Genomic DNA, 22018 nt, shown 5'->3' with positions numbered 1-22018 from the left:
CCGGCAGGCCCCGCCGGCCGCGGCGCGTGGGGCGGCCGGCGGGCAGGTTCATGGGCGGCTGGTTCTCTGTTCAACTCTCGTTTATGCGCGGGCGGGAACGTGTGGCCCGACACCCGGGTGACCGCAGGGAGACGAATCGTCATGCCGCTCAACCGCAGAGAGTTCGCCAAGCAGTCCACCGCCGCCGGCGCGGGGCTCGTCCTGACCGGCGCCGTCGCGGCGCTCGCCACCGCACCCGAGGCGCTCGCCACCGCCGAGGACCACGGCCACCCGCTCGGATACGGGCCCCTCGTCGAGGACCCCGCCGGCGTCCTCGCCCTCCCCGCCGGGTTCTCGTACCGCGTTCTCACCCACAGCGGCGTCACCACGCTGGAGTCCGGCGAGTTCACGCCGCAGAAGCACGACGGCACCGCCACCTTCGCCGGCCCCCGCGGCACCACGCTCCTGGTGAACAACCACGAGCTCAAGGGCCCCCGCTCCAAGTGGAAGCACCCCGTCCCGCTCACCGAGGGCCTCGTCTACGACCCCGCCGCGTCCGGCGGCTGCACGGTCGTCGAGGTGCACCGCGACGGCACCGTCGCCGAGTGGGTCGGCATCGCCGGCACCTCCACCAACTGCGCCGGCGGCCGCACCTCCTGGGGCACGTGGCTCACCTGCGAGGAGAACTCCGACCTCGCCGGCGAGAACGGCATGACCAAGGACCACGGCTACGTCTTCGAGGTCGACCCGCGCGACCGCCGGGCCAACCTCGACCCCAAGCCCATCAAGGCGTTCGGCCGCTACGACCACGAGGCCGTCGTGATCGACCCCAAGCGCGGTCATGCCTACCTCACCGAGGACGCCTCCGCGCCCAACGGTCTCTTCTTCCGCTGGGTGCCGCCGAAGGGCTTCGAGCACGGCCGCGGCAAGCTCCGTACCCTCGCCGACGACGCCGGCGTCCTGCAGGCGCCCCGCTGCATCGACTCGGGCGGCCGTTTCGTCGACGACCTCTCCCGCGCCACCCGCATCGGCACGGTCTACGGCGTCGACTGGGTGGACGTCCCCGACCGCGACGGCCGCGAGGTCGAGGTCCGTGAGCAGTTCGGCCCCGACGAGGTCACCCGCGCCCGCAAGCTGGAGGGCATGTGGTGGGCCGACGGCGGCGCCTACATCGTCTCCTCGTACGCCCGCGAGGAGAGCCCCGGCGCCCCGCACGACGGCCAGGTCTGGTTCTACGACCCCAAGCGCCGCACCCTCACCCTGAAGGTGCTGCTCGGTGTCGCCACGACGTACGACGGCCCCGACAACATCACCGTCTCCCCCTACGGCGGTCTCGTCATCGCCGAGGACGGCGAGGGCGTCCAGCACCTTTTCGGCGCCACCGAGCGCGGCCGCACCTACCCCATCGCCCGCAACGACCTGAACGGCAGCGAGTTCGCCGGCGTCGTCTTCTCGCCCGACGGCGACACGCTGTACGCCAGCATCCAGGACCCGGGCATCATGCTCGCCATCACCGGCCCGTGGCGCCGCCAGCCCCGCCGCTGACAGCGGCATCGGTACGACGGAAGGGCCCGCCGGTCATGGCGGGCCCTTCTCGTCGTTCCGTCAGAGCGCCTGTGCCGCCGGCTTCACCATGCCTCGGACCGTCCGCGACTTCACGAACTCGCCCATCGCCGTCATCTCCCACTCGCCGGAGAACTGCTTGATGAGCTTGGCCATCATCACGCCGGTCTGCGGCTCCGCCGTCGTCAGGTCGAAGCGCACCAGCTCCTCGCCGGTCGCCGCGTCCATCAGCCGGCAGTACGCCTTGGCGACCTCGGTGAACTTCTGGCCGGAGAACGAGTTGACCGTGAAGACCAGGCCCGTGGCGTCGGCGGGCAAGCGGCCGAGGTCGACGACGATGACCTCGTCGTCCCCCGCGCCCTCGCCGGTCAGGTTGTCACCGGAGTGCTTGATCGCGCCGTTCAGGATCGACAGCTTGCCGAAGTAGCAGCTGTCCAGGTGGTTGCGCTGGGGGCCGTACGCGATGACGGAGGCGTCGAGGTCGATGTCCTTGCCGCGGTACGCGGGCTCCCAGCCGAGGCCCATCTTGACCTGGGACAGCAGCGGGCGGCCGCCCTTGACCAGGGAGACGGTCTGGTTCTTCTGGAGGCTGACCCGGCCCTTGTCCAGGTTGATCTTGCCGCCGACGGGAGGAGCCACCGGGGGAGCGGCCGGCGGCGGAGGCGTCGGGGCCGCGATCCGCGGGTCCACGGCGGCGGGCGCCGGCGGCGCGACCGGGGCCGCGACCGGGGCCGGGGTCGGGGGAGCCTGGGGCGCGGCCGCCGGCTCCTCGTCCACCGAGACGCCGAAGTCGGTGGCGATGCCCGCCAGCCCGTTGGCGTACCCCTGGCCCACGGCCCGCGCCTTCCAGGCGCCGTTGCGGAGATAGATCTCCACGACCACCAGGGCCGTTTCCGTACCCAGCTGGGGAGGGGTGAAGGTGGCGAGGACACTGCCGTCGTCCGCGTTGCGGATCGTCGCCGTGGGCTCGATGCCCTGGAAGGTCTGGCCCGCGGCGTCGGGGCTCGCGGTGACGACGATCTTCTCGATGCCCGGCGGCACCGCGCCGGTGTCCACGACGATCGCGTCCGGGGCCGTGCCGCCGCCGGAGCGGTAGGTCACGCCGGGGCCGGTCGGCTGGTTGTAGAAGATGAAGTCGTCGTCCGAGCGCACCTTGCCGTTGGCGCTGAGCAGGAGGCCCGAGACGTCGAGCCGTACCGGAGCGGCGACGTCCACCGCCACGCGCGCGGCGGAGAGCGGGATGTTCGAGCCGGGGGTCATAGCGGTCATGCCAGGGGTAACGAGCGAGGGAGCTTTGCCGTTCCCTTACCTTCGCCACCTTCGGCCACTCCGGTGACGGGGGTGGTTCGCCCGATGATCGTATTCTTCGGCTCGTGGGTGGGAGCTCTTTCAGAACGCGGGACGTGGACGAGGCGCGCCAGGAGATCGACGCGCGGTACTACGCCAATTTCATGGACGTCATCGAGCGGCGGAAACGTCCCTTCGCCGCCAGGTTCGACACCGTCGACCTGGGGTCGCTGGTCATCGGCGACCTGTCCTGCGGGGCGGACGTCCGGATGCGTTTCGGCGAGCTCGGGGCCTTCCACGTCAACGCCCCGCTCGGCGGCACGATGGAGTTGCGCCAGGGCGGCGGTGCCCCGGTGGTCGCGACGGCCACCGAGGCGGTGCTGCTCGACCCGGCGGGGGACACCGTCCTGGACCGCTGGAGCGGGGACTGCCGCGTCCTCTCGGTCAAGATCGACGCGGCCGCGCTGCACGAGCGTCTGGAGCGGCTCATCGGGCGCCCGCCGCGCGGGCCCCTCGCCTTCGCTCCGTACCTGGACATCACCCGCGGCCCCGGTCTGAGCTGGGTGCGGTTCGCCCGGCAGGTGGCGCGCGAGGCGCTCGCCGGGGACAGCCTGGCCCACCACGCGCTGGTCGCAGCGCCTCTCCAGGAGGCGTTGCTCAACGGGCTGCTGCTCGCGGCCGAGCACCCCTGGCGCGACGAGCTCGCCCACCCTGGCGAGCCGCTGCGGCCCGCGCCCGTCAAGCGCGCGATGGACGCCGTACGGGACCGTCCCGAGCACCCGTTCACCACGACCGAGCTGGCCGCCCTCGCCCGGGTCGGGGTGCGCAGGCTCCAGGAGTCGTTCCGGGAGCACGTGGGTATGTCACCGATGGCGTACGTCCGCGAGGTCAGGCTCAAACGGGTCCACGAGGAGCTGCGGGGCGCGGGACCCGGCGAGCTGAGCGTGTCCGAGGTGGCCTGGCGCTGGGGCTTCACGCATCTGGGAAGGTTCGCGGCGCAGTACCGGACGCGGTTCGGGGAGACGCCGTCCGCGACCCTGCGCTCGGGGAGGTGACGGCCGGATCCGCCGCGTTCGGCGGACAGTCGCCGCGCTGAGCGGATCGCGGGGCGGCGCACCACCGCCGTAACGTTCACTCCGTCGCGTGTGTCACCGCATGCCGTGACGATGGGCCCGGCCGGCGCCCCCGCATAAGTCCGGCCGGGTCTGTGTACGCCGACGATCAGTGCGGCCAGCGCGGCGGCTCCGTGCAGAAGTGGCCGCCCAGGTTCGCTTCCGCCGGATCGTCCTCCTTCGGCAGCCCGTGCTCGGCGATGATCCGTTCCGCGTACGGCTCCGAGTCGTCCTGCGGCTCGTAGCCGAGCGCCCGCGCCGTGGAAAGGTCCCACCACAGCCGGGTGTTGGCGGAGGATCCGTACACGACGGTGTGTCCCACGCCCTCGGCGGTGAGCGCCGCGTGCAGCAGCCGGGCGCAGTCGGCCGGGCTCAGCCACATCGACAGCATGCGCACCGAGGTCGGCGCGGGGAAGCAGGAGCCGATCCGCACCGAGACGGTCTCCAGGCCGTGCTTGTCCCAGTAGAACTGGGCCAGGTCCTCGCCGAAGCACTTCGACAGGCCGTAGAAGGTGTCCGGGCGGTGCGGAGTGTCGACGGGGATCACAGGGTCGTCCCCGCGTGGCCGCGGTGTGAAGCCGACGGCGTGGTTGCTGGAGGCGAAGACGATCCGGTCCACCCCCTCCTCGCGGGCCGCCTCGTAGAGGTGGTGCAGGCCGGTGATGTTGGCGGCCACGATCTTGTCGAAGTCGGCCTCCAGCGAGATCCCGGCGAGGTGGATGACCGCGTCGACTCCCCGGACGGCCTCGCGCAGCGCCTCGCGGTCGGCGAGGTCGGCGACGATCGCGTCCGGCGCGCCGTCGACGGGCGCCACGTCGAGCAGCCGGAGCTCGTATCCGTACGCGGGAAGCAGCTCGCGCATCAGCGTGCCGACGCCACCGGCGGCGCCGGTGAGCAGGACGGTACGGGGTGTGGGCATGGAGGAGTCTCCGTCCGTGGATCGTATTCACAAACGTGGACACGGTAGGGAGCAGGCTGATCGAGCGTCAAGAGTGCACGTGGAGAGGTGTTTGCGCCTTGACCGGCGCTTCTGGGCTGCTCTAGCGTGAAGATGTTCATGAATATGGACGATAGTCAGAACCGTGCACGACGGACTTTCCCTGGAGCGCCCGTGACCACAGCCCCGCTCGCCGACCGGCTCGACGGCCTGCTGTTCTTCCCCGTCACCGCCTTCGCCCCGGACGGCACCGTCGACCTCGACCTCTTCCGCGCCCATGTGCGCGGCGGCATCGAGGCGGGCGCCGCCGCGGTCTTCGCCTGCTGCGGCACGGGCGAGTTCCACGCCCTGACCCCCGAGGAGTTCCGCGCCTGCGTCGCCGCCGCCGTGGAGGAGGCGGCCGGCCGGGTCCCCGTCGTCGCCGGCGCCGGCTACGGCACGGCGCTCGCCGTCCGGTACGCGCGGCTCGCCGAGGAGGCCGGCGCCGACGGGCTCCTCGCCATGCCCCCGTACCTCGTCGTCGCCGACCAAGCGGGGCTGCTGCGTCACTACACCGAACTCGCCGCCGCCACCTCGCTCGACGTCATCGTCTACCAGCGCGACAACGCCGTCCTCACCCCCGAGACCGCCGTCGCCCTCGCCCGCGTCGACGGCGTCATCGGCCTCAAGGACGGCCTCGGCGACCTCGACCTGATGCAGCGGATCGTCAGCGCCGTGCGGGCCGAGGGCCTCGACCTGCTGTACTTCAACGGGCTGCCGACCGCCGAACTCACCGGACTCGCCTACCGGGGCATCGGCGTCACCCTCTACTCCTCCGCCGTCTTCTGCTTCGCCCCCGACATCGCCCTCGCCTTCCACACCGCCCTCGCCTCGGGCGACGACGCGACCGTGAACCGGCTCATCGACGGCTTCTACCGCCCCCTCGTCGAACTGCGCGCGAAGGGACGCGGCTACGCGGTCTCCCTCGTCAAGGCGGCGGTACGGATGGGGGGCCTGGACGTCGGGGAGGTACGGCCGCCGCTCAGCGAGCCCGCGCCCGAGCACCTGAAGGAGCTCGCCACGATCATCGAGCGCGGACGGGCGCTGCTCGGGGGCGACGCGTGAGGGCCGGGACCTTCGTCTACCCCTGGGACGTCGTCGGCGACCCGGCGGCGCCCGGCCGGCTCGCGGACCTCGGCCTCGCGCAGGTGACGCTCGCCTCCGCGTACCACTCCACACGGGCCCTGACGCCCCGGCACCCCGGGCACCGGATCGTCACCGCCGAACACGCCGCCGTGCTCTACCCGCCGGACGGCGCCCGCTGGTCGGGGCGCGCGCTGCGGCCGTACGAGGCGGGGGAGTGGGCGTCCGGCGACGCGTACGGCGAGGCGGCGGACGCGCTCGCGGAGGCGGGCCTGGAGGTGCACAGCTGGGTCGTCCTCGCCCACAACTCCCGTCTCGGCGCGGAACATCCGCAGACCTCGGTCGTCAACGCCTACGGCGACCACTACCCGTGGGCGCCGTGCATCGGCCGGCCGGACGTCCGCGCGTACCTCGTGGACCTGGCGGCCGAGGCGGCGGTACGGCCCGGGGCGGCCGGCACCGAGCTGGAGTCCTGCGGCTGGTACGGCCTCGCCCACCTCCACGCCCACGACAAGACAGCGGGGGTCCCGCTCGGGGACCGCGAGCAGTACCTGATGTCCCTCTGCTTCTGCCCCTCCTGTAAGGAGGGGTACGGGGAGGAGGGCGTCGACCCCGACGCGCTGGCGGCGGCCGTGCGGGGCGCGCTGGAGCCGGTGTGGGCGGGGGGCCCGGTGCGCGGGCTCCACGCCTTCGAGGAGCCGGTCCTCGCCTGGCGCACGCGGACCGCCCGCGCGCTCCAGGAGGCCGCCGTGGCCGCGGTCCGGGCGGCCGCCCCGCCCGGCTTCCGCGTCCTGCTGCACGCGGACCCGGTTCCGTACCGCTGCGGCGCCAACGTCGGCACTGACCCGGCCCACGTGTTCGCGGTCGCGGACGGCGTCGTCACCCCGGCCGCCTCCGTGGCCCCCTTCGCCCGCGCGGCCCGCCCGGACACCGTCCTCGCGGCCAACCTCGGCATCGTGACCGGCATGGGCGGCTCCCCCGCCACGCTCGCCGAGGACGCGAAGCGCGCGGCGGCGGACGGCGCCACCGAACTCCACCTCTACCACGCGGGCCTGGCCTCCGACGCCGACCTGGCACAGGTGGCGGACGCCCTGCGCACGCTGTCCTGAGGCGCCGACCACCCGGGCCGTGCTGTGCGGGCGGGCCCGGGGTGTGGGGGCGGGCCCGGGTGCGGCCGGGCCCGCCGGGGGCGGGCGCCTAGGGTGCCTGCCCCGCTCCGTGTCTCGGGCGTCGGCCCTGGCCCGCGCCGCGGTGTCCGTCCGGGCCTGCGCCTCGGTGTCCGTCCCGGCCCGCGCCTCGGGCGCCGGCCTCGACCCGCGCCTCGGGCGTCCGTCCGGGCCTGCGGCTCAGGGGTCCGTCCCGACCCGTGCCTCGGGCGCCGCCTCGACCCGAGCCTCAGGCGTCCGTCCCGGCCCGCGCCTCGGGCGCCGCCTCGACCCGTGCCTCAGACGTCCGTCCCGGCCTGCGGCTCGGCGTTCGTCCCGACCCCCGCCTCAGGGCGTCGTATCCCCCGGCCACGGCTCAGGCGTCCGCTCCGCCCCGTGCTTCAGGTGCCCGCCCGCCCCGCCCTCGGGCGTCGGCCCTGACCTGCGCGTCAGGTGCCCGTCCCGGCGCGCGGCGCAGTGTGCGTCCCGGCCTGCGGCTCAGGCGCCCGCCCCGCCCCGCGCCTCAGGCGCTGGCCCCGACCCTCGCCTCGGTCGCACCGGCCGCCCTTCGGGTCGCCAGGGTGACCGCCCCGGCCAGTCCCGCCGTCGTCAGGAGCGGGAGCAGCACCCGGATGTCGACGAAGGCGACCAGGCCCGCGCCCGCCGCCAGGGCGATCGCGTTCGGGACGAAGAGGAGGGTGTGCGCTGTCGCGGCCGTGCGGCCGACGGCGTCCGGCGGGGCCTCCCGTTGGACCGCCGTCATCGCGGCGACCAGGACGAGCGGCAGGCCCACCCCGATCAGGGCGCTTGCCGCAAGCGCCACGCCGTCGTGCGGGACGGCGCGGGCGCCCACCGCCACGGCGAAGACGGCCAGTCCGGCGGCGGCCACCGCCCACCCCGGCACCCGGCGCAGCAGCGGCCCCGCCGCCAGGCCCGCGACGAGCGAGCCCGCGCCCTGCACCGCGTACAACACCCCGGCGTACGCGGGGGAGTGGCCGAGCCCTCGGTCCACCACGGAGTAGACCGCCGCCCCGTTGACCCCGGCGAGCAGCATCGTGAACGAGCCCGTCAGCACCAGCGGGCGCAGCACCGGCGAGGACCGGATGGTGCGCAGGCCCTTCGACGCGTCGCGCAGCCAGTGCGCCACGGCCGGGCGCGCCGGCCTCTCCTCCCGTACCCGCATCAGCGCGAACACCCCGGCGGCCAGCGCGAACGTCGCCGCGTCGAGCAGCGCCACGGGCCCTCCGCCGTACCGCGCGAAGAGACCGGCCGCGACCAGCGGGGCGACCAGCTTCACGCCCTCGTTCACCGTCATCCGCAGCCCGTTGAAGTCCGCGAGCAGCCGCTTGTCGAGCGCGCTCGCCGCCAGCGCGACCTCCGCCGCCTCGTGGACGGTGCCCTGGACCCCGTACAGCACGAGCACCGCGAACAGCAGCCACACGCGGTCCGCCGTGTCGACCCAGAGCAGCGCCGGCAGCAGCGCCGCCATCGCCACGTTCGACCACACCATCAGCGGCCGCCGCCGCACCCGGTCGGCGACCGTCCCGAGCAGCGGCCCGACGAGCGCCGGGGCCCACAGCGCGAACACGGTCAGGGCCGCCAGACTGTCCGAGCCGGTCAGGGACTTGACCCAGATCCCCGACGCCAGCCACATCGCGGTCGAACCGAAGCCCGACACCAGCACCCCGGTCAGATAGAGACCCGCTGTTCCTCTCATGGGCGCAGCGTGGCGTCTGAGGCGGCCCGCGCGGATCGGGCAGTTGCCCTAAGGGTGTGGGGTGGCTCGGCCGAAGCCGTGGGAGGTCGATGACGGTTTGTGGGCGGTGATCGAGCCGCTGTTGTCCAGGGTCGAGCGTCGGACCCGGCATCCGGGACGCAAGCGGCATGCGGACCGGCTGGTGTTCCAGGGCATCCTGTCGTGCTGCACACGGGTTCGTGTGGGAACACCTGCCGCAGGAGCTCGGCTTCGGCTCCGGCATGACTTGCTGGCGGCGCCTGGCCGAGTGGACCCAGGCCGGGGTGTGGCTCCGGCTCCACGAAGTTCTCCCCGCCCGGCTCCACGCCGCGAACGCCCTGGACTTCTCCCGGGCGGCCGTCGACGGCTCCCACATTCGGGCGTTAAAGGTGGCCCCAAGACGGGACGAAGTCCTGTTGACCGGGGCAGGGCGGGCAGTAAGCATCACCTGATCACCGACGCCACCGGCATCCCCGCTCGCCGTTACCCTGACCGGGCAATTCGCAACGACGTCACCCAGCTCATTCCGCTGCTCAAAGCCGTTCCGCCGGTGCGGGGCAAGCGTGGCCGGCCCCGACGTCGCCCGGACATCGTGCTCGGTGACCGCGGCTACGACCACGACAAGTACCGCCGACTCGTCTGGGACCTCGGCGTGAAGCCGGTGATCGCTCGACGCGGTACCGAGCACGGCTCCGGTTGGGCACCCAACGCTGGGTCGTGGAGCGTTCATTCACCCATCTGCACTGGTTCCGCCGCCTGCGGATCCGCTGGGAGATCCGCGACGACATCCACGAAGTCTTCCTGACCCCCGCATGCGCCCTCATCTGCTGGCGGCGACTTGTTTCCCTACCCTGACAGCATCGGGACCCAGTGATCCATCACCTGACGCAGACGTTGGCGGTGGTCGGCAATCCAGTCGTCCGGCGGGACGAGCGGGACTCGTACGGTGACCATGGACCCGGACTCGTCCTCCACGACCACCTCCGGGCAGTCGCGCTCGCCCGTGAGTTGGATGAAGATGGATGGCCCGCTGCTCATCTCCATCCAGGCCACGTCTTCGCCGGCGTCAAGCCGGTGCAGTGCGTCGGCCCAGCTCTCCAACCTCGCAACGTACAGCGCCAGGTCGATACGACCGGACACGAAGGGCGTCTTGACGACGATCTCCGCGTCGAGCCCGGCGGACCACCTGGGACTACGTCCCAGAACGTTGACCGAGACGCTGTTGCCCTCGTCATCAGCGAGCGAGATGAGCTCCCTCGGGGGACCGTCGCCCATAGCTGCCCTTTCGTCGGCGAGTACTGAGCGATCCTCGCCCGACCTGAGGCCATCCTTCATCTCATTTTGTTAGGAGTTCTAACAGGACGCGGTTGTCCAGCAGGAGCGCCCAGGGCCGCCCGCGCCCGCGCTCCGAGGGCAGGAGGGCGGCGACGCGGGCGACCAGCACCGACGTAGACGAGGGTGGGGAAGCCGTCGCGACTGCTGTTGAGGCTGTAGACGTGCTGGACGGTGACCTTGAGTGGTGCCGCCACCTGCATCTCGTACACATGCACGAGATGTCGCGAGTATTGGTGAATGTGTGCGTAGTTCGCCTGTGTGTGCGGAGCGCTCTCTAGGTTGGGGGTGTGTAACCGGGGTCGTGGTGAAGGGGGGTGAGGGTTGTGCGGGCTGCCCAGACGCAGAGGAAGTTCCGGGGGGAGAACAAGGCCCCGAAGTGGACCAAGCCCGACGACGGGATCGTGTCCGTGATGGTGCTTCCGCTGGCCGTCACCGACCCCGCCGACCGTGCCCGGCTGGAGAACCTGTTCGGCGCGATGTGGTCGATCAAGCGGGCCGTCCAGCGCGATGCCCGTGCCAAGGTCGATGCCTACTGGGCTGCCAGGCACGAGCGCGACGAGCGCGGGCCGAAGGCCGTACGGCAGCGCCTCGGCCTGTCCCGTGAAGCCCTGGAGCGCTGCGCGTACCGGCACCTTGAGGACGCCGGGCATCTCAAGCACCACGTGTCCAAGGCCCTGGCGATGCACATGGCTGACGAGGTGTGGAACGGCGTCTCGCGGCACCTGTTCCCGGACGCCACCGGCCACCGCTTCGGCCGCCCGAAGACGGGCCGCCGGCACGACTTCACCCGCATCCCCGGCCGTGCCCGCTCCCACACCACCGACCGCAAGTGGGAGACCTTCCGCCTGGTCGGCACCTTCCACGGCCATGTCATGGCCTACACCGACGGCGGCCGGCACACCCTGCTGCAGCCGCACCGGATGCCCAAGCCGAGCAGGCCGGACGGGAAGGTCTCCACCGGCAAGGGGACACGGAAGGCCAATTGGTGGGACCACATCGGCCCGCTCGCCGTGGTGTTCGCGGGCGGCCCGGACGGTATGCGTGGTGACCTCGTGCTCCCCGTGCGCATCCCGCAGGGTCCGGGCCAGGAGGAGCGCGTCCGGCACTTCCTTGAGGCCGATGCCCGCTGGCACAAGGTGGACCTCGTGCGCCGCCGCAAGGCATCCGCGCTGGGCGGCTGGACGTACGAGGCACACCTGATGGTCCTCGGCCCCGGCTACGCCTCCCCGGCCGTACGCGCCATGCGCGACCAGGCGGCGGGGGTGGACCGGATCGGAGGGGTGGACGGCAACGTATCCAACCTCTCCGTCGCCTCCTTCCCCGCCTCCCTGGACGCCGCAGACGGCAAGCCGGAGTCCTCCGAGATCGTCCTCACGGACACCGAGCGGGCGCGGCTGCAGAAGACCGCGAAGAAGCGCCGGGGCCGTGCACGAGCCCTTGAGCGCTCCCGCCGCGCCACCAACACCGCCCAGTACGGCATGTCCAAGCGACAGGCCCGCAGGGCGGAACGCCGGGCCGCGAAGGGCCTTCCGGAGAAGACGGTCACGGTACCTGGCGGCGCTCGTACCGCCCGCACAGATGGGGTTCCGAAGCAGGCGTTCCGGCGTGACCGGCTGTCCGGCAGCTACCGGGAGCTGCGCGCCCGGCAGGCCGAAGCCGCCGCCTCCGCTGCCGAGTACCGGCGCCATCGCGCCCGGACCGTGGCGCGGGAGATCATCGCCGCCCACGGCCCGAACCTCACGGTCGAGGACTGTGACATCCGCACCTGGTACCGACTGTGGGGCAGGCGTCTCTCGCAGACCACGCCCGGCATGCTCATCTCCGCCCTGGAGACCGAATGCCGGGCCGCGGGCGGCCGACTGGTCCGGGCCTCCACCTGGTCCACCGCCCTGTCCCAGCACTGCCTGTGCGGCGAGCGCGTGAAGAAGACCCTGCGGGACCGGGAGCACAAGTGCATCGCGTGCGGGCTCGTCGGCAAGCGGGATCTCGTCTCCGCCGCCCTGGCCGCCTTCGTGGACCTGGCCGACCCGGACGACCCCAAGACCGCGACCCTGGACTCCGCACGGTCGCGGCACGCACAGATCATGTACGGAGAAGGGCTGGAAGAGGCCCTGCGTGAGTCAACCACACCGTGCCAGAACACCCCTCGGGGTGCTGGTCGCGTGGCAGTACCACGGCAACGTGGTGCCTCTGCTCACCGAACCGCCGGACGGCGGGACCGAGCGACCCCGGATGAGCCGCACCCCGTGCGCGACCACGCCAGAAAGCCCGGACCCCACCCCGCGTGCAGTCCCCAGCTCACCCTCTGGTGAATTGCGGATCAAGTCTTAGTCCGTAACACCGACGACATCTGAACGCGCTCACCACTGGGCACAATCCAGCCAGCCGTCCCGAGGAGAGCCATGTTCGACACCAGAACCAACCCCGTCGACCGTTACTTCGCGATCAGCGCGAGAGGGTCGACGATCGGCCGGGAGATACGCGGCGGCTTCGCCACGTTCTTCACGATGGCCTACATTCTCGTGCTCAACCCGATCATCCTGGGCAGCGCAGAGGACAAGTTCGGCCACACGCTCAGCGGCGCCCAACTGGCCACTGTCACCGCCCTGGTGGCGGCCGTCATGACCGTCGTCATGGGCGTCGGCGGCAACCTCCCGCTCGCCGTCGCCGCCGGACTCGGCCTGAACGCCGTCGTCGCCTTCCAGCTCGCACCCCTCATGAGCTGGCCGGACGCGATGGGGCTCGTCGTCCTCGAAGGCCTCCTGATCTGCGCCCTCGTGGTCACCGGGCTGCGCGAGGCCGTGATGCACGCCATCCCGCAGGCTCTCAAGCAGGCCATCAGCGTCGGTATCGGCCTGTTCATCGCCTTCATCGGCTTTGTCGACGCCGGCTTCGTGACCCGCATCCCCGGCGAGACCGGCTCCGTGCCCGTCCAGCTCGGCGCGGGCGGCCACCTCTCGGGTTGGCCCGTCCTCGTCTTCTGTCTCGGCGTCCTGCTCACCGTCGCGCTCATGGCGCGCAAGGTGAAGGGGGCGATCCTCCTCTCCATCGTCGCGATGACCGTTGTCGCGATCGTCATCGACAAGATCGCCGACATCCCGGCAGCCGCCTGGGGCCTGACCGTCCCCGCCGTGCCCGAGGACATCGTCGCCGCGCCCGACTTCGGTCTCGTCGGCTCCTTCAGCCTCTTCGGCGCCTTCGAGCAGATCGGGCTCGTCACCCTCGTCCTGCTCGTCTTCACGCTGCTGCTCAGCGACTTCTTCGACACCATGGGCACCGTCGTCGGCGTCTCCAGCGAGGCCGGGCTCCTCGACGAGAACGGCAAGGTCCCGCACCTCGGCCGGGTCCTGCTCATCGACGGCGCCGCCGCCGTCGCGGGCGGCGCGGCCTCCGCCTCCTCGAACACCTCCTACATCGAGTCGGCGGCCGGCGTCGGCGAGGGCGCCCGCACCGGCTTCGCCTCGGTCGTCACCGGCGGCCTGTTCGCCCTGGCCCTCTTCCTCACCCCGCTGGCCACCGTCGTCCCCGCCCAGGCCGCCGCACCCGCCCTGGTCGCCGTGGGCTTCCTACTGATGGCGCAGGTGCGGCACATCGACTGGACGAGGTACGAGATCGCCATCCCGGCCTTCCTGACGATCGCCGTCATGCCGTTCACGTACTCGATCACCAACGGCATCGGCGCGGGCTTCCTCGCCTACGTCGTCATCAAGGCCGTCCTCGGCAAGGCGCGCGAGGTGCACGGGCTGCTGTGGGCGGCGGCGGCGCTCTTCGCGGTCTACTTCGCGATCGACCCGATCGAGCAGCTGCTCGGCGTCAAGTAGCGCTGCTAGCACTGGAGATGGCGAGCTGTGCGGCGCGCGGCGTCGCACAGCTCGCCGTCGGAAGGGCGCGGGCTCATGCCGTGGCATTCCTCCGGGCGGCCCGGTTCTCGTATCGCAGGGCGGCCCCCGTCGCCGCCGCGCCCAGACCCTCCCACAGGCCCACGCCGAGGAATCCCGTCGGTGCCCGGCCGGAGGCGACGGCGAGGGTGAAGACGGCACAGGTGAGGAGCCGGAACGGGACCGTCCAGCGGAAGAACGGCTTCCAGTCCGCGAGCGCGGCCAGGATGTAGTAGACGCCCATATTGAGCGCGGCCATCGAGGACGCGGCGAGGAAGACGAGGGTGTGGTCCCCGTCCGCGCGGCTGGCTTCGGGTATGGGCTCGAAGCCCATGACGGTGAGCACGGCGTCGGGCGTCACCAGTCCCACCACCCCCAACGCGGCGGCGAGCAGCCCGAAGACGGCCATGGTCCAGCCGGACAGGGAACGGGGCAGTCGCACGGCGGTCCTCCGCGGGGTCGAAACTATGCTCGGTTCATGAGTGACCTTGCATACCGTGTCGCGGGGCCCGCCGACCAGTCGGCCATCGCCGCGCTCGACGACTCGTTCACCACGGACTACGTCTACGAAGTCGCCGCCGGGGACGTCGGATTCGGGCTGCGGCTCGTCCCCGTCGACCCGCCCCTGGTCAAGGTCTTCCCCGGAGAAGCGGAAGACGCGGAAGATGGGGAAGCGGACCTGCACGAGATCGTGGCCGTCGACGCCGACGGTACCCTCTGCGGGTTCATCGCCGTCGGCGTCGAGGAGTGGAACCGGCGACTCGTCGTCCACCAGATCACCGTCGCCCCCGCCCACCGCGGCCGGGGCATCGGCGGCGAGCTGATGCGCCGCGCCCTGGCCCACGGCCGCGAGCGCGGCGCCCGCACCGCCTGGCTGGAGGTCACCAGCGTCAACGTCCCGGCGGTACGGGCTTACCGGCGCATGGGGTTCCGGCTCTGCGGCCTGGACACCACCCTCTACACCGGCACCGAGTCCGAGGGCGAGACCGCGCTCTTCATGGCCAGGCCCCTGGACCGGTAGCTAGCTCACTTCAGCGCCGCCTTCATCATCTTCTGGGCCACCGGGGCCGCGAGACCGTTGCCGCTGACCTCCGAGCGCGCCGCGCCCGAGTCCTCGATCAGCACGGCGACCGCGACCTCCTTGCCGCTGTCCGCGTCCTTCGCGTAGGACGTGAACCAGGCGTACGGCGTCTTGCTGTTGTTCTCGCCGTGCTGGGCGGTGCCGGTCTTGCCGCCCACCTCGGCGCCGGAGATCGCCGCGTTCGTGCCCGTGCCCTTGTCGACCACGGTCACCATCGCGCTGCGCAGCTGCTCCGCCGTCGAGGAGGAGACGATCCGCTTCGTGTCGCCGTCCTCGAAGGATTCGAGGGTGTCGCCGTCGGAGTCGACGACCTGCGAGACCATGTGCGGCGCCGCCATGAGTCCGTCGTTGGCGATCGCCGCGGACACCATGGCCATCTGGAGCGGGGTCGCCGTCACATCGAACTGGCCGATACCGGTCAGCGCGGTCTGCGCCTTGTCCATGTCGGACGGATACACACTCGGGTAGGCGCGGACCGGGACGTCCCGCTCCTTGTCGTTGAAGCCGAACTTCTCCGCCATCGCCTTCACCTTGTCCTGGCCCAGGTCGACCGCGATCTTCGCGAAGACGTTGTTGCAGGAGTACTGGAGCGCGGTGCGGATCGTGGCGTTCTCGCAGGGCGCGGAGGGGTTCTCGTTCTCCAGATAGCGCGTGGAACCGGGCAGCTTGTACGGGTTCGGGCTCTCGGTCGCCGTGTCCACGGAGCCGTACAGCCCGTCCTCGAGCGCGGCCGCCGCGACGACCAGCTTGAAGGTCGAGCCGGGCGGTAGCGGCTGCCGCAGGGCACGGTTGACCAGCGGCTTGTCCTTGTCCTCGGTCAGCTCCCGCCAGGTGCTGCCGTCGGTCAGACCGGCGATCGCGGAGGGGTCGTACGAAGGAGTGGACACCATCCCCAGGATCCGGCCGGTCTTCGGGTCGATGGCGACGGCCGCGCCCTTCTTGTCGCCGAGCGCCCGGTACGCGGCCTTCTGGACGGCCGGGTCGATCGTCGTGAGGACGTCACCGGGCTCCTGCTGCTTGCCGGTGAGGGCGTCGAGCGGGTTCTTCAGCCGGGTGTCGGTGCCGTCCAGGACGTCGGAGTAGATGCCCTCCAGCTGGGTGGCGCCGTACGCCTGTGAGCTGTACCCGGTGACGGCCGCGTAGAGCTCGCCGTCGGTGTAGCCGCGCTTGTACGCGAGATCGCCACCCTCCGTCTTCTTCGAGCCCGTGACCGGCGAACCGGCCACGATGATGTTCCCGAGCGGCTGCGCGTACTGCGCCATGACCTTCCGCCGGTTGTTCTTGTCGTCCGCGAGGGCCTTGCCTTCGTACGCCTGCACCCAGGTGGCCCGGCCCAGCAGGGCGAGTACCAGGAGCAGCGAGAAGGCGGAGGCGCGCCTGATCGTCTTGTTCATCCCATATGCGGGACGAACGGGTCCCGGCGGCGGGTTCCTGATGTGTCCCCTTTCTCAGGAAACGTTCATGCGGAGGTGCCGCGCCTGGTGGCGACGAACCCCGACTCGTACGCCAGGATCACCGCTTGCGTACGGTCCCGCGCGCCCGTCTTGGCCAGGACCGCCGCCACGTGGGTCTTCACCGTCGCCGGGCCGACGCCCATGCGCTCGGCGATCTCCGCGTTCGTCAGGCCGGTCGCCACCAGGCGCAGCACCTCCGCCTCCCGCTCGGTCAGCCGGGCCACCCAGGGTGGCGCCGCCGGGGGCCGGCGGCGGGCGTGTTCGGCGGCCAGGCCCCGTACCGCCGCCGGATAGAGCAGCGAGTCGCTGCGGGCGACCAGCCGGACCGCGTCCACGAGCTCCTCCGCGCCGGCCCGCTTGAGCAGGAAGCCGGCCGCCCCGACCCGTAGAGCGTCGTAGACGTACGCGTCGTTCTCGAAGGTCGTCACCACGACGATCCGCGGCGGATCCGCCATCCCCGCCAGGATCTGCTCGGTCGCCCGGATCCCGTCGATCTCCGGCATCCGCACGTCCATCAGGACCACGTCGGGCCGCGCCTCACGCACCACCGACACCGCCTCGGCCCCCGTCGATGCCTCACCCACGACCTCCAGGTCCGGCTCCGCGTCCAGGATGACCCGCAGGGCCGTCCGCACCATCCGCTCGTCGTCGGCAAGCACGATCCTGGTCACTGTCCATCCCCCAGCGGCAGGCGCACCGTGAGGCGCCAGGTGTCCCCCACCGGCCCCGCCTTCGATGTGCCGCCGAGGAGGCGGGCGCGTTCGGCTATGCCGTGGAGGCCGCGGCCGCCGTCGGGGCGGGTCGCCGCCGCGCGGGCGGGTAGGGGGTTCTCCATCGTGATCTCCAACTCGTCGTCGTCCAGGGCGACTCGCGCCGTCACGCGCTCCCCGCCCGCGTACCGCGCCGCGTTCGTCAGGCCCTCCTGGACGATCCGGTACGCCTCCCTCGACACCGCGTCCGGCACCCGGTCGAGCGCCCCCGTCACCGTCAGCTCCACGTGCCGCCCCGCGCCCCTCACCAGCGCGTCGAGAGCGTCGAGCCGGGGCCCGGGCAGTTCCCCGTCGTCCTCGCCCTCGCGCAACAGGCCCAGGACCGTGTCCAGTTCGCCGACCGTGCGCCGGGTCGTCTCCTCGATCGCGGCCAGTGCCTCCCGTACGAACTCCACATCGGCGTCGAGGACCCGGCGCGCCGCGCTCGCCTGGAGCGTCACCGCGCTCAGCGCGTGACCGACCGAGTCGTGCAGCTCGCGCGCGAGCCGGTTGCGCACGGCCAGCTCGGCGGCGCGCCGCTCGGCCGCCGCGAGCCGGTCGGCCGGGCTCGGCCCGAGCAGCCGCGGCGCCTGCCGGGCGAGGAACGCTCCCGTGCCCGCCGCGACGACGGCGAGCGCGAGCAGCATCAGCACCCCGGCCGGCACCCCCGCCCACCGCAGCTCCGGCCGGTCCAGGCCCCAGAACGCCGTGAGCTCCGACTCCTGGAGCGACCGGAAGAACGGCAGCACCATCACCGTCACCGCGAACGGCGGCAGCGCCAGCGTCGCCCCGCTGACCAGCGCGCCGATCCCCAGATGGAGCGTGAACCAGGCCGCCGTACGCGCTTTGGCGCTCCGTCCCCGCGCCGGCCCGTCCGCGAGCCGGTCGTCACCCGCGATCCCGCACAGCGCCCGAGCCGCCGCCACCGACATCGGCCGGGTCAGCGGGAAGAGCGAGGTGAGCGCGGCGAGCGGCAGACCGACCGCGTACGCCCCGAACTGCACGGAGAGACTGCCCCCGAACATCGACTCCCCGCCCAGGAACCAGCCCATGACGACCGTGCCGACCAGCCAGTACGGCATGAACAGGGCGCCGCCCAGGATCAGATGCACCCACCGCAGCCTGGCCCGGCGGCCCAGGATCGGCGCGAACGGCCGTCTCACGCGCTCGCGCTCCGACGCCGCAGGAAGACGGCCAGGCAGCCGGCCAGCAGGACCCCCGTGATCATTTCTCCAGAGTAGGTCAGCTGCATCAGGCCCGTGGCCTCCTTCGCGGGATCGGTCTCCGGCATGAAGGTGACCAGCAGCAGATACCCGCCCCAGCAGCCCACCCCGGCCGAACCGACCCAGCCGAGACCCAGCACCGTGCGCACCGGGAGCGACCGGCCCCAGCGGAACACCAGCGCCAGGACGAAGGCCACGGCGACGGCGAGGAACAGCAGCCGCAGTCCTTCGAGGACGTAGAAGTCCCCGTCCCGCCCGCCGGTCCGCGCCGCCGGAAGCCCGGTCGCGGAGCCGGCCGCCCACAGCACGTGGAGGGTGGCCGGGACGAGGGCGAGCAGAGAGGCCACAACGGCCGTGCCGCGCACGCCGGTTCCGGAGAGGCGGGCGGGCAGGTCACCGAGCGTGCCGCGCCAGACGTGGCCCCAGCGGTCGCGCGCGTAGAGGACGAAGAGGGTGCCGAGCGCCAGCCCCTGGACGATGAAGCCGCCGTAGACGGTGGTGAAGACCCACTGGTCGAGGAAGGGCTCGTGGCTGCCGGCCGGCTCGGGGCCGGTGAAGAGCGAGACGACGGTCTGCGCCGGGAAGCCCACCATGATCGGGGCGATCAAACCCGTCGCCACCCACATGGGGAAGGCGAGCAGCCACGACGGCACGCGCCGCCCCCACGCCTGGGTGAGCAGCAGGGCGAGGACCACGACGGCGGCGTCCATCGCCACCGTCACCCCGTTGACGGCGGCCATCAGCTCCCGGTCCTCCAGGAGCGGGCTGCCGGCCGGGATGCCGATTTCGCTCCCCGCCACCCAGGCGATCTTGAGCGAGATGTACGGGAGGCAGGCCAGGACGGCGAGGGCGCGCAGGACCCGGCGGGCGGCGCTCGGCCGGCCCGTGGGGGCCGCGGCGGGGAGGGAAGCGGTCTGTGTCATGGCCCCACGCTCCCGCGCGCACCCCTCCCGTCACCTCCTGCCCACCGACGAACCGCCTCCGCCGCGCGGGGGAGACGACCCTCCTCCCGCTCAGCCGGGTGTCCAGGCGTCGGCGGGGGGCGTCGGCCGTGCCCGGACGAGATGCCTGCGCAGCGCCGCGAGGACCGGGTGCGGGTCGGCCGTCCGGTAGAGGAACGAGTGCGGGTAGACCGGTGTCGGCCCCGCGATCGGGATCCGCCGCAGATCATGGGCCGTCGGCCACACGTAGCTGTCCCGCGATCCGACGAGTGTGGCCAGGGCGGCGGAGTCGGCGATCGCGTCCATCAGCGCTTCGGGCCCGAAGTCGGGGCCGACCGCGTCGATGCGGAGGTCGAAGGCCTCCGTGAGCTCGTCGTAGTAGGCGGCCCATTCGGTGCCCTGTTTGATGCCCGGGATCCAGATCCGGTGACCGGTCAGGTCCGCCGGGGACAAGGACCGGGCGGAGGCGAGCGGGTGGCGCGGACCGACGACCAGGTGCAGCGGGTCGTCCAGGACTCGGTCGGCGCTGATCCCCTCGGGCAGGCCGCCTTGGGGCACCGCGCGGAAGGTGGCGTCGATCTCGCCCGCAAGGACGGCCTCGATCGCCCTGGTGGCGTTCGCGTTCCCGAGCGTGACCACGTCCAGGTCCGTGCCCGGGTGTGACCGGTAGAAGTCGCGCACCGCCAGGCCCGGGGCGATGCGCCGCTGGAGCACGTCCACGCGCAGCACCCGTTCACCGGGACGTACCGAGGCGGCCGCGCGCTCCACGGCCCGCAGGACCTCGCGGGCGTGCGGCAGGAACGCCTGTCCGTCCAGGGTGAGTCGGGCACCGCGGGCGGTGCGCGCGAACAAGGTCACCCCGAGTCCGCGTTCCAGGCTCGCCACGCGCTTGGAGACGGCCTGCTGGGTGACGCGCAGCTCCACGGCGGCTTCCTGGAACTGCCCGTTCTCGGCGACGGCGACGAACGTGCGCACGGCTTCGATGTCCACGCCGCGAACCCTACGTCCGTACAACCAGTGGTTGTGGCTCACCGATGCCGTGGTTGTTGGATCACGGGCAGGTCCGCCTGGTCGAATCCTCGCCGTCGACGACAGGTTGTGGAGGGTTCTTCATGGCGCGGCGGGAAATGGCGCGGCGGGACATGGCACGGCAGGAGCTCGGGCGCTCGTTCGGATGGCTGTGGGCGGCGTTCGCCGCCTCCACCGTCGGTACCTGGTTGGGGTTCGGTGCCTTCCCCCTGATCGCGATCCAGGTGCTGCATGCCGGCCCGGCCGCGGTCTCGGCGCTCGCGGCCGCCGGCCCGGCGGCCGGTGCGCTTCTCGCGCTGCCGCTCGGTCCGTGGGTCGAGGGCCGGCGGAAGAGGCCGGTCATGATCGGCGCCGACGTGGTGCGGTTCGGTGCCCTGCTGACGATCCCGGCCGCGTGGTTCGTCGGTCTGCTGACCTACACGCAGCTGCTGGCCGTCTCCGTGATCAGTACGGCGGCGAACATCGCCTTCACCGCCGCCGGCGGCGCCTGCCTCAGGCAACTCGTGCGCCCGGACCGCCTGCTGGTCGCCCACGGCCGTTTCGAGGCGACCACCTGGACCGCCACGGCGGTCGGCCCCACCCTGGGCGGGGCGGCGATCAGCCTGCTGGGACCCGCGGTCACCGTGATCGCCAACGCCGTCGGGTTCCTGCTGTCCGCGCTCGGGATCGGTGCGATCCGGCAGCGGGAGGCGGCGACCGAGCGGGTCAGGGCCGGGAAGCTCCGGGCCGGGGACCTGGTCGAGGGGTGGAGGTTCATCCACGAGGACCGGCTGCTGCGCCCGCTGTTCCGGAACACCGTGGCCGTCAACGCGCTGATCATGGCCACCGAACCGCTCCTTGCCGTCCTGCTCCTCGACGACCTGGACTGGGCGGCGTGGCAGTACGGGCTCGCGTTCGGCCTGCCCTGCGTCGGCGGATTCGCCGGCGCCCGGATCGCCCCGCGCCTGGCAGCCCGCTACGGGCGCCGCCGCGTCCTGACCGCCTCCGGGGCACTGCGGGCGCTGTGGCCCGTCGGGCTGTTCTTCGTCATGCCCGGGTACGCGGGCGTGGTCCTGGTCGTCGCCGTCGAACTGGTCCTGATCACGTGCATGGGTGTGTTCAACCCGCTGTTCGCGACCGAACGACTCCAACGGGTGCCTGCCGAGCGGGTCGGGCGGGTCCTGGTGGCCTGGAAAGTGACCGGCACGGGCGCGATCGCCGTGCTGACCGCGCTGTGGGGAGTTCTGGCCGCCGCCACCGGCGCGCGCATCGCGATCGGCATCGCCGGGGTACTGCTCCTGGCCACCCCGTTCCTCCTGCCACGGGAACGGTCGCGGGGGGGGGGGGGGGGGGGGGGGGGGGGGGGGGGGGGGGGGGGGGGGGGGGGGGGGGGGGGGGGGGGGGGGGGGGGGGGGGAGGGGGAAGGGGGGGGGGGGGGGGGGGCCGGGGTGGGGGGGGGGGGGTGGAGA

General features: G+C 72.4%; 18 protein-coding genes and 1 pseudogene. 9 read left to right on the top strand and 10 right to left on the bottom strand.

Translation table 11 applies throughout. The features are described from left to right. Window positions 1–141: 141 nt before the first annotated feature. Window positions 142–1524: an alkaline phosphatase PhoX gene (locus ACZ4VI_RS19875; protein ID WP_468000800.1), complete on the top strand. Its 1383-nt coding sequence runs from the start codon at window positions 142–144 to the stop codon at window positions 1522–1524. Window positions 1525–1584: 60 nt separating this feature from the next. On the opposite strand, the gene ACZ4VI_RS19870 is transcribed toward ACZ4VI_RS19875, so the two are convergent. Further along, window positions 1585–2811: a TerD family protein gene (locus ACZ4VI_RS19870; protein WP_468000798.1), complete on the bottom strand. Its 1227-nt coding sequence runs from the start codon at window positions 2809–2811 to the stop codon at window positions 1585–1587. A gap of 134 nt (window positions 2812–2945) precedes the next feature. Here ACZ4VI_RS19870 and ACZ4VI_RS19865 point away from each other — a divergent pair, with 134 nt between their 5' ends. Further along, entirely contained in the window at window positions 2946–3884 is a 939-nt protein-coding gene (locus tag ACZ4VI_RS19865) for an AraC family transcriptional regulator (protein ID WP_468000796.1), read from the top strand. A gap of 166 nt (window positions 3885–4050) precedes the next feature. Here the strand turns inward: ACZ4VI_RS19865 and ACZ4VI_RS19860 are convergent, their stop codons facing one another. After that, entirely contained in the window at window positions 4051–4860 is an 810-nt protein-coding gene (locus ACZ4VI_RS19860) for an NAD-dependent epimerase/dehydratase family protein (protein ID WP_468000795.1), read from the bottom strand. A 192-nt stretch (window positions 4861–5052) separates the two neighbouring features. On the opposite strand from ACZ4VI_RS19860, the gene ACZ4VI_RS19855 reads away from it, so the two are divergent. After that, window positions 5053–5982, top strand: coding sequence for a 5-dehydro-4-deoxyglucarate dehydratase (locus ACZ4VI_RS19855; protein ID WP_468000793.1), 930 nt, complete (start codon window positions 5053–5055; stop codon window positions 5980–5982). Beyond that, window positions 5979–7109, top strand: a complete 1131-nt coding sequence (locus ACZ4VI_RS19850) for a hypothetical protein (RefSeq protein ID WP_468000791.1) — start codon at window positions 5979–5981, stop codon at window positions 7107–7109. Before ACZ4VI_RS19855 ends, ACZ4VI_RS19850 begins: the two co-directional genes overlap by 4 nt. Window positions 7110–7668: 559 nt before the next feature. Here the strand turns inward: ACZ4VI_RS19850 and ACZ4VI_RS19845 are convergent. Further along, a complete protein-coding gene (locus tag ACZ4VI_RS19845) occupies window positions 7669–8862 on the bottom strand; it encodes an MFS transporter (protein ID WP_468000789.1) in 1194 nt (397 codons plus the stop codon). A 61-nt stretch (window positions 8863–8923) separates the two neighbouring features. Between ACZ4VI_RS19845 and ACZ4VI_RS19840 the strand changes: the two are divergent. Then, window positions 8924–9735: pseudogene (locus ACZ4VI_RS19840) on the top strand (IS5 family transposase). Here ACZ4VI_RS19840 and ACZ4VI_RS19835 read toward each other — a convergent pair. Further along, complete coding sequence (locus tag ACZ4VI_RS19835; protein WP_468000788.1) at window positions 9727–10215, bottom strand: DUF5959 family protein; 489 nt, start codon at window positions 10213–10215, stop codon at window positions 9727–9729. The pseudogene ACZ4VI_RS19840 and the gene ACZ4VI_RS19835 sit on opposite strands and share 9 nt — an antisense overlap. Window positions 10216–10538: 323 nt before the next feature. On the opposite strand from ACZ4VI_RS19835, the gene ACZ4VI_RS19830 reads away from it, so the two are divergent. Together ACZ4VI_RS19830 and ACZ4VI_RS19825 are read left to right on the top strand one after the other, a co-directional pair. Next, a complete protein-coding gene (locus tag ACZ4VI_RS19830; protein ID WP_468000786.1) occupies window positions 10539–12527 on the top strand; it encodes a zinc ribbon domain-containing protein in 1989 nt (662 codons plus the stop codon). Between the two features lie 90 nt (window positions 12528–12617). After that, window positions 12618–14036 carry an NCS2 family permease gene (locus tag ACZ4VI_RS19825; protein ID WP_468000784.1) on the top strand — a complete coding sequence of 473 codons (1419 nt, stop codon included), beginning with the start codon at window positions 12618–12620 and terminating at the stop codon, window positions 14034–14036. A gap of 73 nt (window positions 14037–14109) precedes the next feature. Here ACZ4VI_RS19825 and ACZ4VI_RS19820 read toward each other — a convergent pair whose 3' ends face one another. Next, window positions 14110–14502, bottom strand: coding sequence for a hypothetical protein (locus ACZ4VI_RS19820; RefSeq protein ID WP_468001150.1), 393 nt, complete (start codon window positions 14500–14502; stop codon window positions 14110–14112). Window positions 14503–14571: 69 nt separating this feature from the next. Here ACZ4VI_RS19820 and ACZ4VI_RS19815 point away from each other — a divergent pair, with 69 nt between their 5' ends. Beyond that, a complete protein-coding gene (locus ACZ4VI_RS19815) occupies window positions 14572–15114 on the top strand; it encodes a GNAT family N-acetyltransferase (protein WP_468000782.1) in 543 nt (180 codons plus the stop codon). A 5-nt stretch (window positions 15115–15119) separates the two neighbouring features. Here the strand turns inward: ACZ4VI_RS19815 and ACZ4VI_RS19810 are convergent, their stop codons facing one another. From ACZ4VI_RS19810 to ACZ4VI_RS19790, 5 genes are all read right to left on the bottom strand, one after another. Then, the gene (locus ACZ4VI_RS19810) at window positions 15120–16568 is read right to left on the bottom strand and encodes a peptidoglycan D,D-transpeptidase FtsI family protein (protein ID WP_468000779.1); all 1449 of its coding nucleotides are present in this window, start codon (window positions 16566–16568) and stop codon (window positions 15120–15122) included. A gap of 65 nt (window positions 16569–16633) precedes the next feature. Further along, a complete protein-coding gene (locus ACZ4VI_RS19805; RefSeq protein WP_468000778.1) occupies window positions 16634–17299 on the bottom strand; it encodes a response regulator transcription factor in 666 nt (221 codons plus the stop codon). Then, complete coding sequence (locus tag ACZ4VI_RS19800) at window positions 17296–18540, bottom strand: sensor histidine kinase (protein ID WP_468000776.1); 1245 nt, start codon at window positions 18538–18540, stop codon at window positions 17296–17298. Before ACZ4VI_RS19800 ends, ACZ4VI_RS19805 begins: the two co-directional genes overlap by 4 nt. Next, on the bottom strand, window positions 18537–19523 hold the full coding sequence (locus ACZ4VI_RS19795) for a hypothetical protein (protein WP_468000774.1): 987 nt from the start codon (window positions 19521–19523) through the stop codon (window positions 18537–18539). Before ACZ4VI_RS19795 ends, ACZ4VI_RS19800 begins: the two co-directional genes overlap by 4 nt. Before the next feature lie 90 nt (window positions 19524–19613). Next, window positions 19614–20531, bottom strand: coding sequence for a LysR family transcriptional regulator (locus tag ACZ4VI_RS19790; protein WP_468000772.1), 918 nt, complete (start codon window positions 20529–20531; stop codon window positions 19614–19616). A gap of 122 nt (window positions 20532–20653) precedes the next feature. Between ACZ4VI_RS19790 and ACZ4VI_RS19785 the strand changes: the two genes are divergently transcribed. Next, window positions 20654–22018 (top strand): MFS transporter (locus ACZ4VI_RS19785; protein WP_468000770.1); only part of this gene is annotated, 1365 nt, incomplete at its 3' end.

It is taken from the genome of Streptomyces sp. NPDC029169 (assembly GCF_055563935.1).
The sequence above is the reverse complement of the archived record's forward strand: the minus strand, read 5'-3'. Positions and strand labels throughout refer to the sequence as shown.

Bases quoted from the DNA above. Each gene is read 5' to 3' on its own strand.
- ACZ4VI_RS19875 (WP_468000800.1), top strand. From the start codon at position 142: ATGCCGCTCAACCGCAGAGAGTTCGCCAAGCAGTCCACCGCCGCCGGC.
- ACZ4VI_RS19870 (WP_468000798.1), bottom strand. From the start codon at position 2,811: ATGACCGCTATGACCCCCGGCTCGAACATCCCGCTCTCCGCCGCGCGC.
- ACZ4VI_RS19860 (WP_468000795.1), bottom strand. From the start codon at position 4,860: ATGCCCACACCCCGTACCGTCCTGCTCACCGGCGCCGCCGGTGGCGTC.
- ACZ4VI_RS19845 (WP_468000789.1), bottom strand. From the start codon at position 8,862: ATGAGAGGAACAGCGGGTCTCTATCTGACCGGGGTGCTGGTGTCGGGC.
- ACZ4VI_RS19835 (WP_468000788.1), bottom strand. From the start codon at position 10,215: ATGAAGGATGGCCTCAGGTCGGGCGAGGATCGCTCAGTACTCGCCGAC.
- ACZ4VI_RS19825 (WP_468000784.1), top strand. From the start codon at position 12,618: ATGTTCGACACCAGAACCAACCCCGTCGACCGTTACTTCGCGATCAGC.
- ACZ4VI_RS19820 (WP_468001150.1), bottom strand. From the start codon at position 14,502: ATGGCCGTCTTCGGGCTGCTCGCCGCCGCGTTGGGGGTGGTGGGACTG.
- ACZ4VI_RS19815 (WP_468000782.1), top strand. From the start codon at position 14,572: ATGAGTGACCTTGCATACCGTGTCGCGGGGCCCGCCGACCAGTCGGCC.
- ACZ4VI_RS19810 (WP_468000779.1), bottom strand. From the start codon at position 16,568: ATGAACAAGACGATCAGGCGCGCCTCCGCCTTCTCGCTGCTCCTGGTA.
- ACZ4VI_RS19795 (WP_468000774.1), bottom strand. From the start codon at position 19,523: ATGACACAGACCGCTTCCCTCCCCGCCGCGGCCCCCACGGGCCGGCCG.